This window comes from Halalkalibacterium halodurans (genome assembly GCF_004376175.1).
Lineage (GTDB): Bacteria > Bacillota > Bacilli > Bacillales > Bacillaceae_D > Halalkalibacterium > Halalkalibacterium halodurans.
On the sequence record NZ_SNUY01000005.1, the window covers coordinates 1 to 16,216 of the forward strand.

General features: G+C 44.4%; 16 protein-coding genes. All 16 read right to left on the bottom strand.

The window, feature by feature from the left end; genetic code table 11:
• Window positions 1–1,079, bottom strand: a 1,079-nt coding sequence (locus tag E2L07_RS02595) for a transposase (protein ID WP_134228778.1), incomplete at its 3' end; no start/stop codon positions are given.
• A 578-nt stretch (window positions 1,080–1,657) separates the two neighbouring features.
• Window positions 1,658–2,668: a stage II sporulation protein D gene (spoIID, locus tag E2L07_RS02600; protein WP_208401967.1), complete on the bottom strand. Its 1,011-nt coding sequence runs from the start codon at window positions 2,666–2,668 to the stop codon at window positions 1,658–1,660.
• 141 nt (window positions 2,669–2,809) lie between these two features.
• A complete protein-coding gene (murA, locus tag E2L07_RS02605; protein ID WP_053430166.1) occupies window positions 2,810–4,132 on the bottom strand; it encodes a UDP-N-acetylglucosamine 1-carboxyvinyltransferase in 1,323 nt (440 codons plus the stop codon).
• Between the two features lie 43 nt (window positions 4,133–4,175).
• Window positions 4,176–4,925, bottom strand: a complete 750-nt coding sequence (locus E2L07_RS02610) for a YwmB family TATA-box binding protein (protein WP_134228780.1) — start codon at window positions 4,923–4,925, stop codon at window positions 4,176–4,178.
• Between the two features lie 103 nt (window positions 4,926–5,028).
• Complete coding sequence (locus E2L07_RS02615; RefSeq protein WP_050768998.1) at window positions 5,029–5,265, bottom strand: DUF1146 family protein; 237 nt, start codon at window positions 5,263–5,265, stop codon at window positions 5,029–5,031.
• 609 nt (window positions 5,266–5,874) lie between these two features.
• Complete coding sequence (locus E2L07_RS02620; protein WP_010899878.1) at window positions 5,875–6,276, bottom strand: F0F1 ATP synthase subunit epsilon; 402 nt, start codon at window positions 6,274–6,276, stop codon at window positions 5,875–5,877.
• 213 nt (window positions 6,277–6,489) lie between these two features.
• The gene (atpD, locus tag E2L07_RS02625) at window positions 6,490–7,902 is read right to left on the bottom strand and encodes a F0F1 ATP synthase subunit beta (RefSeq protein WP_010899879.1); all 1,413 of its coding nucleotides are present in this window, start codon (window positions 7,900–7,902) and stop codon (window positions 6,490–6,492) included.
• Window positions 7,903–8,018: 116 nt separating this feature from the next.
• Window positions 8,019–8,876 carry a F0F1 ATP synthase subunit gamma gene (locus E2L07_RS02630; RefSeq protein WP_134228781.1) on the bottom strand — a complete coding sequence of 286 codons (858 nt, stop codon included), beginning with the start codon at window positions 8,874–8,876 and terminating at the stop codon, window positions 8,019–8,021.
• A gap of 42 nt (window positions 8,877–8,918) precedes the next feature.
• Window positions 8,919–10,427, bottom strand: a complete 1,509-nt coding sequence (atpA, locus tag E2L07_RS02635) for a F0F1 ATP synthase subunit alpha (protein WP_010899881.1) — start codon at window positions 10,425–10,427, stop codon at window positions 8,919–8,921.
• 69 nt (window positions 10,428–10,496) lie between these two features.
• Window positions 10,497–11,048: a F0F1 ATP synthase subunit delta gene (locus E2L07_RS02640; protein WP_134228782.1), complete on the bottom strand. Its 552-nt coding sequence runs from the start codon at window positions 11,046–11,048 to the stop codon at window positions 10,497–10,499.
• The gene (gene atpF / locus E2L07_RS02645; RefSeq protein ID WP_134228783.1) at window positions 11,045–11,533 is read right to left on the bottom strand and encodes a F0F1 ATP synthase subunit B; all 489 of its coding nucleotides are present in this window, start codon (window positions 11,531–11,533) and stop codon (window positions 11,045–11,047) included. Before atpF ends, E2L07_RS02640 begins: the two co-directional genes overlap by 4 nt.
• Window positions 11,534–11,734: 201 nt before the next feature.
• Window positions 11,735–11,947, bottom strand: coding sequence for a F0F1 ATP synthase subunit C (gene atpE, locus E2L07_RS02650; protein ID WP_053430163.1), 213 nt, complete (start codon window positions 11,945–11,947; stop codon window positions 11,735–11,737).
• Window positions 11,948–12,015: 68 nt separating this feature from the next.
• Window positions 12,016–12,729: a F0F1 ATP synthase subunit A gene (gene atpB / locus E2L07_RS02655; RefSeq protein ID WP_053430162.1), complete on the bottom strand. Its 714-nt coding sequence runs from the start codon at window positions 12,727–12,729 to the stop codon at window positions 12,016–12,018.
• A gap of 4 nt (window positions 12,730–12,733) precedes the next feature.
• Window positions 12,734–13,126, bottom strand: coding sequence for an ATP synthase subunit I (locus E2L07_RS02660; RefSeq protein WP_134228784.1), 393 nt, complete (start codon window positions 13,124–13,126; stop codon window positions 12,734–12,736).
• Window positions 13,123–13,350 (bottom strand): AtpZ/AtpI family protein, encoded by a 228-nt coding sequence (locus E2L07_RS02665; RefSeq protein WP_134228785.1) that lies wholly within the window; start codon window positions 13,348–13,350, stop codon window positions 13,123–13,125. The genes E2L07_RS02660 and E2L07_RS02665 overlap by 4 nt, the downstream gene beginning before the upstream one ends.
• Before the next feature lie 376 nt (window positions 13,351–13,726).
• Complete coding sequence (locus tag E2L07_RS21470; RefSeq protein ID WP_134228786.1) at window positions 13,727–16,000, bottom strand: S8 family serine peptidase; 2,274 nt, start codon at window positions 15,998–16,000, stop codon at window positions 13,727–13,729.
• Window positions 16,001–16,216 lie beyond the last annotated feature (216 nt).

The window sequence follows — 16,216 nt, forward strand, 5'->3', positions numbered from 1 at the left end:
GTATCAATTTGTGGTGTCATCGATTGATGGATACGAAGCGTTCTACCAGTTTTCGCGCCATTACAGCATTGAATATGCTGTTCATTCGAACAGGAAAGTCCTTCTTGCTTGTATTTTGGATCAAAGACTGGGCAAGTCCAAACATAGTGTTCTTTTGCTTCATCCAACCCTTTCAATTGTAACTTATGGCCACTAATACAATGAGGAACACCATACCTATCCAGCTTGGTCATGCCACAAGATTCAAGTGCTTTATCTTGAATTTTACGTGGATTTATGGGAGCCAATAGCTTTGCTTTAAGAATGGATTTTGTGTGTTGTTGATTGTCCGCTGATTGATAAATCCCATCTGCGCTCACGTATTGCACTGTTTTTAGGAACTCTTCAGGAAGATCTTCCGTTACCTTTTCCAAAGTGGGTTCTAGTGTTTTTGCATCATGTTCGTCTCCTTTAAACACACTTCTGGACAAAGGAAGTTCAGACTCTACACCACAGACCAAGGAGATTTTATGTGCAATGTACGTGACGGTATTGCTTTTTCTCATCACGCCTACGTTATCATCCGTAGGAATCTTTGGGCAATGACATGGCTCAGAATGGCTACATTTCTTCATTTTATGGACAGTGGCTTCCGCATCTACATGGGTGGTATCTACAGCGAGTTGTTCTTCTTTTCCTACGATACCGTGAAAAAGATTGTAGCTCACCATAAGTTGCCGAGCTTTCTCCCAAAGTCCGTTTTCAATCATGATCTGATCAAAACGTTCAAATGTTTTCAAGGATGGTCGTGTATCAAAACCACAGACCATCCGGAAGTCAGAGTTCCCAATAACTTGAAGGTGTACACTGGAAACCATTACTTCCACATAGAGGAGTGGAGCCAAGAGGAAAGCTTTTAATAAAGCATAAAAGTTCACTCCTTTTCGTCCTTTGGCAGATCTCGTAGGCAATGTGCTCAAGTCCTGTGGAATATCTGGAAATAATTCTGTTGAAGATGGGGCTGCATCCGTTGAAGTTCGTTTTTTAAAATGATATTCAAACCGTGCTTGGAGAAATTCTTGTTCAATGGGAGAGAACACCTCCTCCCAAGGAAACTCCAACCCTAATTTAACATAAGGAAGGTGACGTAAAGAAGAAAATGAATCTTCTGTAAATGAAAAAGAAGGTTGAAGATAGATTACATTTGAATAAGATTTTGGTATGATAGAGGTAGTCATAATGAACTCCTTTCGTGATAGTTGCTAGATACTTCTATTCTACCAAAGGAGCACCATTATGGCTTTTCTTTTTGCCTGAATGATCAAAGTTTCCGTTTTCCATAAAAATCCTGTAAATAACTAGAATGACGATATGGTGAAATGGCTGATTATGGCCAAAAATCGCTAAAATTGAGGTTTGACAAAACATAAAGAACTTGATCACGTAAAAAGGTATGGGAACACATCTATAGTAGCAAATTGAATGGAATCAGTAATATCAAGGGTTACAGAAATTTGTCCTGTGGCTCTTTGTTTTTTTCATTATTTTTTCTCTCCACTCCATTTTCTTGTTCAAAGATAAAAACTAGTCTACCACCGTTTTAAGGTGAAAGCCATCGTTTTCCCTTATACTAGAATTTAAAGGGTAAAAAAAGAAGCCCCCAAACGAAGGGCCTCTCTTAGTCTCCTCGTGCCATCAGTTGTTGTTCATAAGGTCCTACAGACTCGATTTCAACCCCTTGATAGTAATGGCTAATAATTTCTTGATACGTACTACCATTTAGAGCCATCCCATTGGCTCCGTATTGGCTCATCCCCACACCATGGCCCCAGCCTTTTGTTTCAATGACAATGTTGTCTCCTTGCCTTTTCCATTGAAAATCAGCCGAGTTGAGTTCAAGCTCTTCACGGACAACCCGCCCCGATATTTCTGTTCCGTTAATGTTCACTTTTGCTACCCGACCGCCTTCCGTTCTGGCCACGATCGACCCAATCGAGCCATCATCAGGCAATGTAACACCTAGACGCTCTTGAAATTCTTCGACAGATAGAACTTTTTCGCCAATGAAGCGCGGAGAATGTTGTTGATCCCAAGGGCTTTCCACACTTCGCAAATACGGGATCTCACTTTTCCAATAGTCCTCCGAGTTTTCCGTATATCCGTTACTTGTTGAAAAAAAAGCAGCTGTAATCGGGGTCCCGTCATACGTAAGAACTTGTCCCGCTGTTTCCGATACCGCTTGCTTAATGCGAGCAATTTTCCAATGGTAATCCTTTCCCCACCGCTCTTTTAACTCCGCTTCGCTTTGATAGACTTGATGCATTTCCGTATCTGTGATCATTGCACCTTCCGGAAGTTCGATATCATTCGGTTCAAGCAGCTGTTTCAGGAGGAATGTGCGGGCGGTTAGAGATTGGGCTTTTAATGCTTCTAGTTCAAATTCTGCTGGCATTTCGGATGCGACGACACCTACAACGTATTCTTCCAGTGGCACGGCTTCAACGGATTCAGTCTGACTGCGAAACACGTGTACGGCAAGTTCACTCTCAGGCAAATCTACCGCCTCAATCGGAGCCATTTGCGTCTCCTCAGTGACCATTTGGGGCTGACTCGGAAACATGACGAGGAGCGCAGGTAAAAGAAGAATGACGCTGCAAAGTACAATTCCTATGACTATGAGTCGTTTCAATCTCAAACCTCCCATCTAACAATGTTGGCATTCGTCTCTTCTCTACATTGTATGAAGGCTTGGGCTTGTCTAGAACCTTAATTTATTGAAATTAGTCACATTTAAAGAGCCAAATAAAAAAGCCCTCAGCAGAGGGGCTTCTTAGACTAAATTTGTGTTTAGCTTTAATGGTGCTGGAGCATCGAGATTTTCCAATTCACGCTCAGTCTCCACCACACGTTCAATATCAGCACCTAGACGCGCAAGCTTACCGGCTAGATCAACATATCCGCGGTCTACATGTTTTAATTCAACTACTCGCGTATGACCATCTGCGACAAGGCCAGCGAGTACGAGAGCAGCACCTGCTCGTAGATCGGTCGCGGTTACTTCAGCACCTTGAAGTTGGCACGGCCCAGAGATTATGGCTGAGCGTCCTTCGATTTTAATATTGCCGTTCATTCGACGGAACTCTTCAACGTGCATAAAGCGATTCTCAAACACCGTTTCTGTGATGACACTCGTTCCGTTCGCCCGAAGAAGCAATGCCATCATTTGCGATTGCATATCTGTTGGAAACCCTGGGTGCGGCATGGTTTTAATGTCTACTGGTTTTAATTCATCTGGGCCAATGACGCGAATGCCGTTATCCTCTTCAATCGTTTTTACTCCCATTTCATGCATTTTTGCAATTAATGGACGCAGATGTTCTGCAACGGCACCTTCGATGAAAACATCGCCGCCGGTAATGGCAGCAGCTACCATAAATGTACCAGCTTCAATACGATCCGAGATCACCGTGTGCTCCGCTCCTACTAGTTCATCAACACCTTCAATGCGGATAACACCTGTTCCTGCACCGCGTACTTTTGCTCCCATGGCATTTAAATAGTTAGCCAAACAAACGATCTCTGGCTCTTCAGCAGCGTTTTCAAGGATCGTCATTCCTTCTGCCATGGCTGCTGCCATCATAATGTTTTCAGTAGCCCCTACGCTTGGGAAGTCAAGATAAATCTTCGTTCCCTGGAGTCGACCTTCGACCTTCGCTTCAATAAAACCATTTCCAATCTCCACTGTCGCTCCCATGGCTTCAAACCCTTTTAAATGCTGGTCAATTGGACGCGAGCCGATCGCACACCCTCCTGGAAGTGCAATCCGTGCATGACCAACGCGGGCAAGAAGGGGACCCATGACTAAGAAAGAGGCGCGCATTTTTCGTACATATTCGAAAGGCGCTTCTGTCTTTAAGGGGTTTGTTGCATTCACAACGAACTCGCCATTTTCATATTCAACGTTTATATTAAGATTGCGTAAAACTTCTTTCATCGTGTATACATCGGCTAATTTTGGCACATCATATATTTTGCTCGTGCCGCGGCTAGCTAGAATTGATGCTGCGATAACAGGCAAGACGGCATTCTTTGCCCCTTCTACCTTAACAGATCCGCTAAGCTGCCTGCCACCTCGGACAATTATTTTTTCCAACGTATTCCCCTCCGCGTCTCGTTATTAGGTCTTTTCTATATCATTAATATTCAGTCGTAATTATAGGCGTGCCAAACGTAACGGTTGTTTGTTCGCCCAAACTCTTCTGTCTTAAGGCAATTTGCAGGTTCATGTCTTGGGTTCCTAGTTCAATGGATGGTTGCCACTTTGAATGAAAAGCGGAAATGGACAAAAAAGAATCTTCAACAAGAGCTTCCACCTTTTTTGCACCGAACGACTCGAGCATCTCCACTGCAAGCGTTTCTAATGGGCGATCGAGTGATGGGACAGTTCCACGCATGGAAATGAAGGTAGCCGCTTCCCCTAAGCCAATATCCTGTTGTCGTTCAGACACCATATCCATTTTCGAATTCAAATCATCCAGTGACTGGCTTTGAACGTGGTACATCATATGTACCTGATCACGATCCCCTTCTCCAGAGTATCGAAGGATGGTGATGGTTTCGGTTAGAGGCCATTGAGGGTCATTGCGTGAGGCTGTTATCTTCTGATGAGGATCGCCTTGCATTGCTTCCGTCACGTACCAACTTTCCCCTAATGAAGCAATAAAAGATTGGGCAAACTGTTGATACGCTGACTCTGTATCGACATCAGCAATTGTGTCTCGCGCTAAAAATGTCCACTCTTCTACCCCAACATCAAAGCCGTCCATCTGTTCTGCAAACGTTACGAGAAGATCTAGGTTTGACTTGTTTGTTTCCCCAAACGCCTGAAAATGTACCATCAAGAGTGCAAAAAGAATGAGCCCTCCAAACACCTTCTGCTTGTTCATTGTGATTTCCCCTCTCCGAATCAATGTGATTACTCACATTTTTTCCAAGAGGCAAAGTCGCATACATGGAAGTTGTAGTCAACCTTCGACATCTTCAGGTTGGTTATTGCCAAATGTAACGTAGCATAAGTGATGATTCTAAATACTGTAGAAAAAAACTGCTGACAAGATAAGCAAGAGCAATGGTGACAAAGATCATGAGTAACATCGCTTGGGGACTTTTCGGATTTTTGACAAATAAGTCAAACTTGAATGACTGCAAAGCCCACCACACGGCAGCGAGAAACATAACATGCACAACAATATGTATGAGTGCCTGTTGTCCAAAGTCTTGCATCATGTCCTCATTTCTCCTTCATAGCCTGTTCAATTACTTATCAACAAAGCTTTACCAACGTATGAAGATCATTGTTACCTTCGACTCTTACTCGTAAAGAGAAAAAGCCGACTTTTTTAATATAAGCTAGACTGTTTTCAAAAAAAAGGGTCTAAATCCCCATATCATTTAAAACAATCCATTCTACATAATACAAGAGATTACGTCATAAATCTACACCTTTTTTTAAAAAATTGTGAAGATGTACGAACATCGGGAAAAACGGACTCATTTCGCCAATACAACCTCCAATTACTCATACGTAAGCTACATGTTATCTTCCCTGTTTTCGTTTCATTAAACGTTGTCGACCAATGTAAAAATGTCTCTTATGATGAAAAAGTGAACGATCATGATGAAAAAAGTACGATTTTTTTGAAAAAATGGTTTCGTTTAATGGGGCGGAACAACTAAATGTTCCGATATTGGATAGGAAGGTATGTCTTTGCCCTAATCTGAACTTGTTTTTTCGCCAAGTGTTAGGGCATAGGAATGTTGTACATTCTTCAACTGCAAAAAAGAACCTCCCCATCGGAGAGATCCTTTTCTTTGTTTATCCCGTGAAGTTTCACGTTATCGCCCTGCAACATCCAGACGGTTGGTCGCACGACGAAGAGATAGCTCTGCTCGCTTAAAATCAATGTTCTCTTGCTTCGCTTGTTGCAATCGCTTTTCCGCCCGTTCTTTAGCAGAACGAGCACGCTCAACGTCGATATCTGAAGGCAGTTCCGCGGCTTCAGCCAATATCGTCACTTGATCGGGGCGTACTTCCACAAAGCCCCCACTTACTGCAACGAGATCAACAGTGGACCCCTTTTTTAAACGCACCGCACCAACTGTGAGCGGCGCGACGAGAGGGATGTGACGCGGAAGGATTCCAAGTTCCCCTTCCACTGTTTTCACACTCACCATATCCACATCGCCTTCGTATACTTTGCCATCAGGAGTGACAACGTTGACATGTAATGTTGGCATTGTACTCCCTCCTTGTCTAGCTCCAGGTCTTTCCTACTGTTAGTTACAATAGGTAAATCACTCATGCCCTTCCTCTGCGACCCGCTTCGGACAGCATTTGTATGAAACGACACCTGGGCTGTCATATTCCGCATTCCTAGTTCTTGCGAAAACGTAGGTCTTGTTCATTAAGAGAGGGCGAAGCGAGAGAGCTCCGCATTTCTCTAAACGCACTTAGACCATTTGTTTCGCTCTCTCAACAACCTCTTCAATCCGGCCAACGAGACGGAATGCATCCTCTGGAAGGTCATCATATTTACCTTCAAGGATCTCTTTAAATCCTTTAATGGTTTCTTTTACAGGTACATACGAACCTGGTTGTCCTGTAAACTGTTCAGCCACGTGGAAGTTTTGTGACAAGAAGAACTGAATCCGGCGTGCACGCGCGACAATTAACTTGTCTTCCTCAGAAAGCTCATCCATACCAAGGATGGCAATAATATCTTGTAATTCTTTATATTTTTGCAATGTTTGCTGCACTTGACGAGCGACATTGTAATGCTCTTCTCCAACAATCTCCGGCGAGAGGGCACGAGATGTAGACGCTAGTGGGTCTACGGCAGGGTAAATCCCCATCTCTGAAAGCTTACGCTCAAGGTTGGTCGTCGCATCTAAGTGGGCAAACGTAGTTGCTGGTGCTGGGTCAGTGTAGTCATCCGCTGGTACGTAAATCGCTTGGATAGAAGTAACCGAACCGACCTTCGTTGATGTGATCCGCTCTTGAAGCTGTCCCATCTCCGTTGCAAGTGTTGGCTGGTAACCTACCGCTGATGGCATGCGCCCAAGCAATGCGGATACCTCAGAACCTGCTTGTGTAAAGCGGAAAATATTATCGATAAACAGAAGAACGTCTTGTCCTTGTTTGTCACGGAAATATTCCGCCATTGTCAAACCAGAAAGGGCTACACGCATACGGGCACCAGGCGGCTCGTTCATTTGTCCAAACACCATCGCGGTCTTTTTGATAACGCCCGAGTCGGACATTTCGTGGTAGAGGTCATTTCCTTCACGTGTACGCTCACCTACTCCGGCAAATACAGAAATACCGCCGTGCTCTTGCGCGATGTTGTTAATTAATTCTTGAATTAAAACGGTTTTCCCTACGCCGGCACCACCGAAGAGACCGATTTTTCCACCTTTGATGTAAGGGGCAAGCAAGTCAACAACTTTAATTCCTGTCTCGAGAATTTCCGTTTTTGTTGAGAGCTCTTCAAACTTTGGTGCTTCACGGTGAATCGGCGAACGCTCAGCATCAGCTGGAATCGGCTCGTCAAGGTCAATGGATTCACCGAGTACGTTGAACACACGACCGAGCGTAACTTCCCCTACAGGGACAGAAATAGCTGCACCTGTGTCAACAACCTCAGTTCCGCGAACGAGACCATCCGTTGAGCCCATCGCGATTGTGCGTACCGTATCATCTCCTAAGTGCAAAGCCACTTCTAAGGTTACGTTCACATCAACCGCATTTTGATCCGCCCCTTTTTGTTCGACACGTAATGCGTTGTTTAGCTCGGGTAGTTGGCCGCTTTGAAAACGAACGTCAACAACTGGACCCATAACCTGAGTAATGTGACCTGTATTCATTGTATTTCCCTCCTAATGGCCTTTCTGCCACAGTTTTGTCTATCAAATCACCGCCACACTACTTATGGCGCTATGTGCATAGAAGAGAGACCATCCAAAATAGATGGCTCTCCATATTATTCTAAGGCTGCCGCTCCACCGACAATTTCGGTGATTTCCTGAGTGATGGCCGCTTGTCGTGCCCGGTTGTACGATAGCGTCAACTCATCAATTAGATTTGTGGCGTTATCAGTCGCTGCACTCATCGCTGTCATCCGCGCGGCAAACTCACTGGCTTTCGCATCGAGCAACGCCCCATAAACTAGGCTTTCCGCATATTGCGGTAAAAGCGCTTCTAAGATGACTTGCTCATTTGGCTCATACTCATACGTTGTCGACACTTTCGTATCCGACAAGTCCGTAAGAGGGAGCACCTTTTTTTCTGTTACATCTTGTTTGATCGGGCTTACAAAGTGGTTATACCAAATGTAAAGCTCATCGAACACCTCATCGGCAAACATGTCGACGGTTTGCTTGGCAATATTTTTAATATCATTAAAGGTTGGTTGATCAGACAACCCCGTCATTTCTGAGATGATCGGCAACTGGCGCTTTTTCAGTAAATCCCGGCCTGTTCGACCAATGGCAAAAATTCCATACTCGTCTTTCGACTTGTGTCGCTTATTAATTGTATAGAGCAACCCACGAATCAAATTACTGTTGTACGCTCCAGCCAGACCACGATCGGATGTAATGACAATATATCCTGTCTTTTTCACTGGGCGCTCTTCCAGCATGGGATGGGAAACGTCCGTATCGCTTGCAGCAATGCTTGCTACCACTTCCCGGATTTTATCAGTATATGGCAAGAACGATTGCGCCTTCTCCTGAGATCGGTTGAGCTTTGCTGCCGAAACCATCTCCATTGCCTTTGTGATTTGTTTCGTTTTTTTCGTTGAGTTAATTCGCTGCTTTATGTCCCGTAATGAAGCCATCCTATTCACCACCTTTTTCGCCAAAACTCATTCAGATAAGACTTATTTTGTCGTTACGAAACCTTGCTTAAACTCAGTAATTGCAGCTTTAAACTCGCTATCATCAGGCAGGTTTCCTGTTGTGCGAATATGATCAAGCAATTCTTTTTTGTTATGGTCAAGGAATGTGAATAGTTCTGACTCAAAACGGCGGACATCTCCAACTGGAATGTCATCAAGGAAGCCGTTAATAAGAGCGTAAATAATTGCCACTTGCTTCTCAACTGGAAGCGGCTCATGAAGTCCTTGCTTCAACACTTCAACCGTACGTTGACCACGATTTAGCTTCGCTTGTGTTGCTTTATCTAGATCTGAACCGAACTGGGCAAATGCTTCAAGCTCACGGTAAGCTGCTAAGTCAAGACGCAACGTACCAGATACCTTTTTCATCGCTTTGATTTGCGCTGAACCTCCGACGCGGGATACAGAGAGTCCGGCGTTTACCGCAGGGCGCACACCTGAGTAGAAAAGATCTGATTGCAAGAAGATTTGTCCATCCGTAATTGAGATTACGTTTGTTGGGATATAGGCAGACACGTCACCAGCTTGTGTTTCAATGAACGGTAAAGCCGTGATTGAACCGCCGCCTTTTGCATCACTAAGCTTCGCTGCGCGCTCTAGCAAGCGTGAATGCAAGTAGAAAACATCCCCAGGATACGCTTCACGGCCTGGAGGACGACGAAGCAAAAGTGATAATTCACGATAAGCTGCCGCTTGTTTCGTTAAATCATCGTAAACGACAAGAACGTGCTTCCCGTTATACATGAACTCTTCTCCCATTGATACCCCTGCATATGGCGCAAGGAACAAGAGAGGAGCTGGCTCAGACGCACTTGCTGAAACGACGATCGTGTAATCAAGGGCACCGTGTTGACGAAGCGTTTCCACAACGCCAGCTACCGTTGATTCTTTCTGACCGATCGCAACATAGATACAAATCATATCTTGGTCTTTTTGGTTAATGATTGTGTCAATGGCGATCGACGTTTTCCCTGTTTGACGGTCACCGATAATCAATTCACGCTGCCCTCGACCGACTGGAATCATCGAGTCAATCGACTTGATCCCTGTTTGAAGTGGCTCATGTACAGATTTACGATCCATAACCCCAGGAGCTGGGCTCTCGATTGGACGCGTTTTTGACGTTTCAATTGGACCTCTACCATCAATTGGTTGGCCTAGTGGGTTTACGACACGACCTAAAAGTTCCTCTCCTACAGGAACTTCCATGATCCGGCCTGTCCGCTTCACTTCGTCGCCTTCACGAATCTCGCTATATGGACCTAAAATAATAATCCCGACGTTGTTCTCTTCGAGGTTTTGAGCCATACCCATAACCCCGTTTGAGAATTCAAGTAGCTCACCGGCCATGACACTTTCAAGGCCATGAGCAAGGGCGATCCCGTCCCCGACACGGATAACGGTCCCTACATCTTGAACTTGAACATCAGACTGAAAATTTTCAATCTGCTGTTTAATGAGAGAGCTAATTTCCTCTGGTTTGATGCTCATATTTTTCACCCCTATCTTCTAATCTGTTCAGCTAATTTCCCGAGCTAAGCTGAACATCGTTCAATTCATTTATGAACGCGGACCGCTTACAAGCTCCCGATGAAGCACATCAAGCTGCCCTTTAATGCTACCATCATAGATCCGATCGCCAATGCGGATTTTCAAGCCGCCAATGACTGATGGATCCACAATATTTTCAATCAAAAGCTTGGCCTTTCCTACCTTTTTCGCAAAAAGTACAGACAGTTGATCCTTTTCTGCCTCCGATAGTGGTTTAGCAGAATAAACGAACGCCTCTGCGATCTTTTGCGCGTCATACGAAAGGGATTTAAATTTTTGAACGACTGGAATGATAATGTCGATCCGTTTACGCTCAACAAGTACGACTAACGTGTTGAAAATGGTATCGTTCACTTTTCCTTTAAACGTCTTTTCCAATAGTTCACGCTTCTGCGTTAGCTCTGTCTTCGGATGAGTCAAAAATTGCATGAGCTCAGGTGTATCTTGAAATACAGCCTTAATCAACTCTAACTCTGAAACAAACGATTCATGCAGTCCTTTTTCTTGAGCCAACTCAAAAAGAGCAACAGCATAACGATTCGCTACCGCATGGTTGCTCATAGCTCTTCGCCTACCTCTTTGAGATATTCTGCAATCAACTTCTCCTGCTCTTTTTCATCTAGCTCTTTCTCAATCACTTTTGTTGCGATTAGAACAGAAAGGGACGCAACTTGTTCACGAAGAGACGCAACAGCTTGCTCTTTTTCTCGTTGGATTTCGGCAAGAGCCGCTTCTTTCAAGCGCTCTCCTTCTGCACGTGCTGCTTCAACGATTTCCTGCCCTTGTTGCTCACTGAGCTTTTTCGCTTTTTGAACAATTTCCTGTGCTTCTTCCCTCGCTTTTTCAACAGCAAGGCGTTGTTGCTCTAAATATTCTTGTGCGTCTTTACGGTCTTTATCCGCCTGATCAATTTGGTCGTTGATCATTCGCTCCCGTTTCTCCATGACCCCCATTAATGGTTTAAGGGCGAACTTGCTTAAAAGGACAAGAAGCACGATGAAGGCAAATAATTGATAGGCAATCGAACCCCAGTTTATATCAAACACGAGCGCGCAACTCCTTTCTTTGACGATACATAAGGAATGGCGAAGGTTCCCCCAAAGGAACATCATCGCCATTTCCACTTACTAAAAGAAGACTGGTTGAAAAAGACGAAGTTAGACGTCTTTTCCAAACCTGAGGCTTGCTAAAGTGTGCAGTCCCCTGTAATGAACAGGCTTAGACAAAGCCCTTCTAGAGTTGTTCTATTAAGTAAATAAAAGGATGAATGATACGACAATCGCCATGATCGGAACCGCCTCGGCAAGGGGTACCCCGATGAACATAAGCGTTTGTAATGATCCGCGAAGTTCTGGTTGACGTGTGACTCCCTCAAGAGTTGCTTTTACGATAATGGCAACGGCGATCGCACCACCGATCGCTGCTAGACCTGCTGCAATACCAGCTGCTAATAAAGACATAATGTAGTCCTCCTTGTTTTTACTAAAGTTTTATTAAATATAGTTAAACGCTCAAATACGAGCATTCATTAATGATGACTTTCCACCTTATGAGCCATGTAAACCATTGCAAGCATGGCAAAGATGTACGCCTGAAGCGTCCCGATAAAAATTCCAAACGCTTGCCAGACCATCGTTGGTACGAAGGCAAAAACGCCCCATAAGACACCAGATGTCCCCAATCCAACAAGCAATACCATTAAAATTTCTTTCGCAAAGACGTTCCCGAATAAACGCATGCCTAGCGTTAATGTATTGGCAAATTCCTCAATAATTTTAAATGGGAATAACACCGGCACCGGACGGAAATAGTCCCTTGCATATTCGCCAAAACCTTTAATCCTTATACCATAAATGTGTGTAAGAATAATCACAAAGGCTGCCAATGAAAGCGTAAGCGCCGGATCAGATGTTGGCGACTTCCACCAAACCTCATAGGTTTCCTTATGATAGATTTCAAATGGAATCCCTAGCATGTTGGCAACGAATACGAAAAAGAGTAGGGTGAAGGCTAGTGCCGTAAAACGACCACCTGTCTTCCAGTCCATATTCGATTTAATGATGCCGCGAACGAAGTCAACGACCCATTCGAGGAAGTTTTGCAAACCGGATGGCCTCATCGATAGACGTCGTGTTCCGATAAAGCAAATGAGGAACACGATCACACATGTAACCGTCGTCATCAAGACTGTGGACATGTTGAACGTTAAGCCCCCGATTGTCCATATCGGCATATCGTGCATAGTCTCACCTCTTTCGCACAGTTTGTAAGATCAAATCGAGTAGAATAATGACATATATCAGGGAAAACCCTGCAATTACTGAGAACAGATGAATCGCTTTTGGAAAATGCAATGCCAAAGCGACAGCCGCTAAAGCAAACGCGATTCGAATGGCCATGCTAACCCCTGCGAGGGTATACGAAAGGAAGGATCGTTTCGTCGAAGTAGCGGGACGGATTTTCCCAATCACTAACGCTTTTTGATAGGTTGTCCAAAGATTTAGAAAACCGAAAAACAATCCGACGAAAAGACCAAGGAAATAAGATGGGTAGGGTGTTGCAAAGTAGCCGAGGAGAGACATAGTCGCCATGGATGCAGTAACCAGGCTATAGCCTTTCATTTTTTCATGCACCGTCATGAGTCATCGTCTCCTAAATACGGTTGAACCACCTTAAAAACACCGTAAAAGCCTGAGCCAAGCCCTAACAAAAGGAATGCAATCAAGAGTATTGGTTCGGTCCCTAGCATGTTGTCAAGAAATCTACCAATTAACATACCAGTAACAACTCCACCAACTATGTAAGAGGAAATGACCGAAACTAGTCCAATCGCTCGCCAAGGACTTTTGCTTCTTGGTGGCATCTGTCGCCACTCCTTCTTTAACTGGCTTTAAAGCGGTTTACTTAAGATGTTCAAAAAGTCGGAATTCAAAGCTAAACTTGTACCCATCTACACCTCGTACGATGACATAAGCATAAATGACTTCGCTTTGAATATCCTTGAAGGTTTCTTCATATTTAACGTGTAAACCCTCTCATTATACCCTTTGTAATCGTACAATAGGGTTATGTTCATGTCAATGTATTTTCCAAACAAAAATTGCCCAGCAACGTTTAATGTTCGTCTGTTCACAATTTAGACAAAAACTTTCCTTTAAGGATTTGGAAAGGTAAGGGGTACTTTCTAACCACCATTTGTAACCCCTTACCTTTAATTTTTTCGCTGTCATTTTTGGATATTATTTACTTTCTTCATCTTCTTGCGCTTTTGGTGGCAACAATTCTTCACCGATCATGATAAACGTTTCGATCGTATCTTGATGCCCATCTTGTATTGCGGTCACAAGAACGCGATAAATGCCATCTTTCAAGTCTAGCTCTTCAAACTCATTTTGTAGCATCCCGCGAGGCACCTCTGCTTTTTTATCGAGAGTCGCCACAAATTCGAACGTATCAGGATCGTAAAAATCAATCGATAGCTCTTCAGCACCACCTGGTAAGTATAGCTCGTAACGATAGGAATTAGGTTTATCACCGTGTTCAAAATGGAACGCCATCACACGTGGATAGTCCGGTTCCTCAATAAAGAACACGTAAGGTACAACGATGTCTTCTTTTCCTCCTTGGACAACGATTTCACCTTGATGGATTCCTGCTGCTAACACTGATGGCATCAAATCCATTTCAACCGTTACCTCTTTTGCCTCACCCGGTTTTAACGTAATTGCGAAGGGCACTCCCCATTCAACTCCATCAGGCACATCAAAAGGAGGGGAGATATGGTATGTTCGCTTAACCGTGTCATGATTTTCAATGGTCAGTGTAACCGGCCGTTTTTCTCGCAAATCTTCTTTCGACCATTTTCCGAACGATAGAGCGCCAGGATAAACAAGACTCGTTGCAGCAACAGCCTTATCCACTTGTATTCTTCCAGCTCCTTGTTCATGTATCTCATGGGGGACTCCCTCTTGATCAACGAGCTTTTTTGCCGTATTCATAAGCGCAGCTTTCACTTGTTCAGGTGTCCACTCTGGATGGGCTTGCTTTATTAGGGCCGCTGCCCCCGCAACATGTGGTGCTGCCATACTCGTTCCATTTAATCCTAAGTATCCATTGTTCGGAATGGTGCTATCGATGGATACACCTGGTGCAACCACATCAGGCTTCACATCCCACGTATGAGTGACAGGACCTCTTGAGCTAAAAAGAGCCACGAAGTCCTCTTCTTTTCGGTAGATCGTTCGAAGGGTGAGCTCTTTATTTTTTTGGAGTTCGAGCTGTTCCAGTAAAAACTCACCGTCCTCGCGTGTAATACTGACAACAGGGATGTTAACCCCTCCCTCAATCATACCGGTGAAAGGACCGGGGGTATTATTGTAAATAATCACGCCTCTTGCTTTGGCGGCTACGGCATGCATGACCTTTTCGGTAAATGGCACCATGCCTCGTTTAATGAGAACAACCTTGCCCTCCGCATCGACACCTTCCCACTCTTTTTCTGTACCGTATCCAACGTCAATCATCGGTAAATCTCGTTTAAACGCCCACGGAAGCCCGCCACTGAACGGGTATAAGCTAATTTCATTCTCTTCCCCAAAGGCCGTTAAATAAGGAGTATTTAATGGAGGCGCAGAAGCCCCAACAGATATCGCCTTTTTCGAAGTCCCTGGGGAACCTACAGTCCACATGTTTGGGCCACTATTGCCATTTGATGTTACCGCGACAACTCCTTCTTCTACTGCCGCATCTAACGCAAGGCTTGTCGGCCAATCTGGACCATTCACCGTATTCCCAAGCGACAAGTTAATCACATCGACGCCATCTTCCACGGCTTTCTCAATGGCCGCAATCACCTGTTCTGTCGTTCCTTGTCCACCAGGACCTAGAGCACGGTAAGCATATATTTCCGCTTCTGGCGCTACTCCTTTCACTTGTCCATTTGCGGCAATGATTCCGGATACATGGGTACCATGGAGGGTAGGAGGTCCTTGAGAGGCAATCGTCTCCATCGGATCATCATCGTAATCAACGAAATCGTAGCCTCCTTTGTAGCTGCTCTGTAAATCAGGGTGAGTGTAGTCGATGCCAGTATCAATAACCGCTACTTTCACCCCTTTACCTGTCAAATGAACACCTTCTTCATCAAGCATTCCGCGAACCTGTTCTGCACCAATAAAAGGAGCACTCTCGTTAATCGTTGCTTCATACGTCATGACATGGTCAACGCGTTCTACTCCACTTACTGTTGTTAACTTTTCCACTTCTTCTTCTGGCAGTTGAAAAGAAAAACCGTTAAGCAATCGAAACGTCATCCGTAATTCTCCCGACGGTATTGATCGCTCCACATCTTTGATCGTTGTTTCTAAATCACGATTTGTCAGTACAATAACAACTGTTTCATCTTCCGCTAGCTGCCTCGGCTTTTCCACTGCAAGCGCATATGGGTTCGGTAAGCATACGACAAACAAAACTAGGGTCATCCCTAAAAGAAAGGCAGTTCGTAAGCTATTCATGAAGGACACCCTTTCACAGAAAAAAAGTCTGTTTTTAGTATGGAGAAATTCCCTCATGATCATGTATGTAACTTGTAGATGATTACTTCCCTTACAGCGGATTTCATTAGAAAAGCTTCGATTGAGGAGGGCTTTAAAGGTCGAATGATGTCCACTTGCTTAAACGTCAACTTTCTGGATGTGAAAAAAGACAGCTCATAGTCCAGAGCCGCCTTT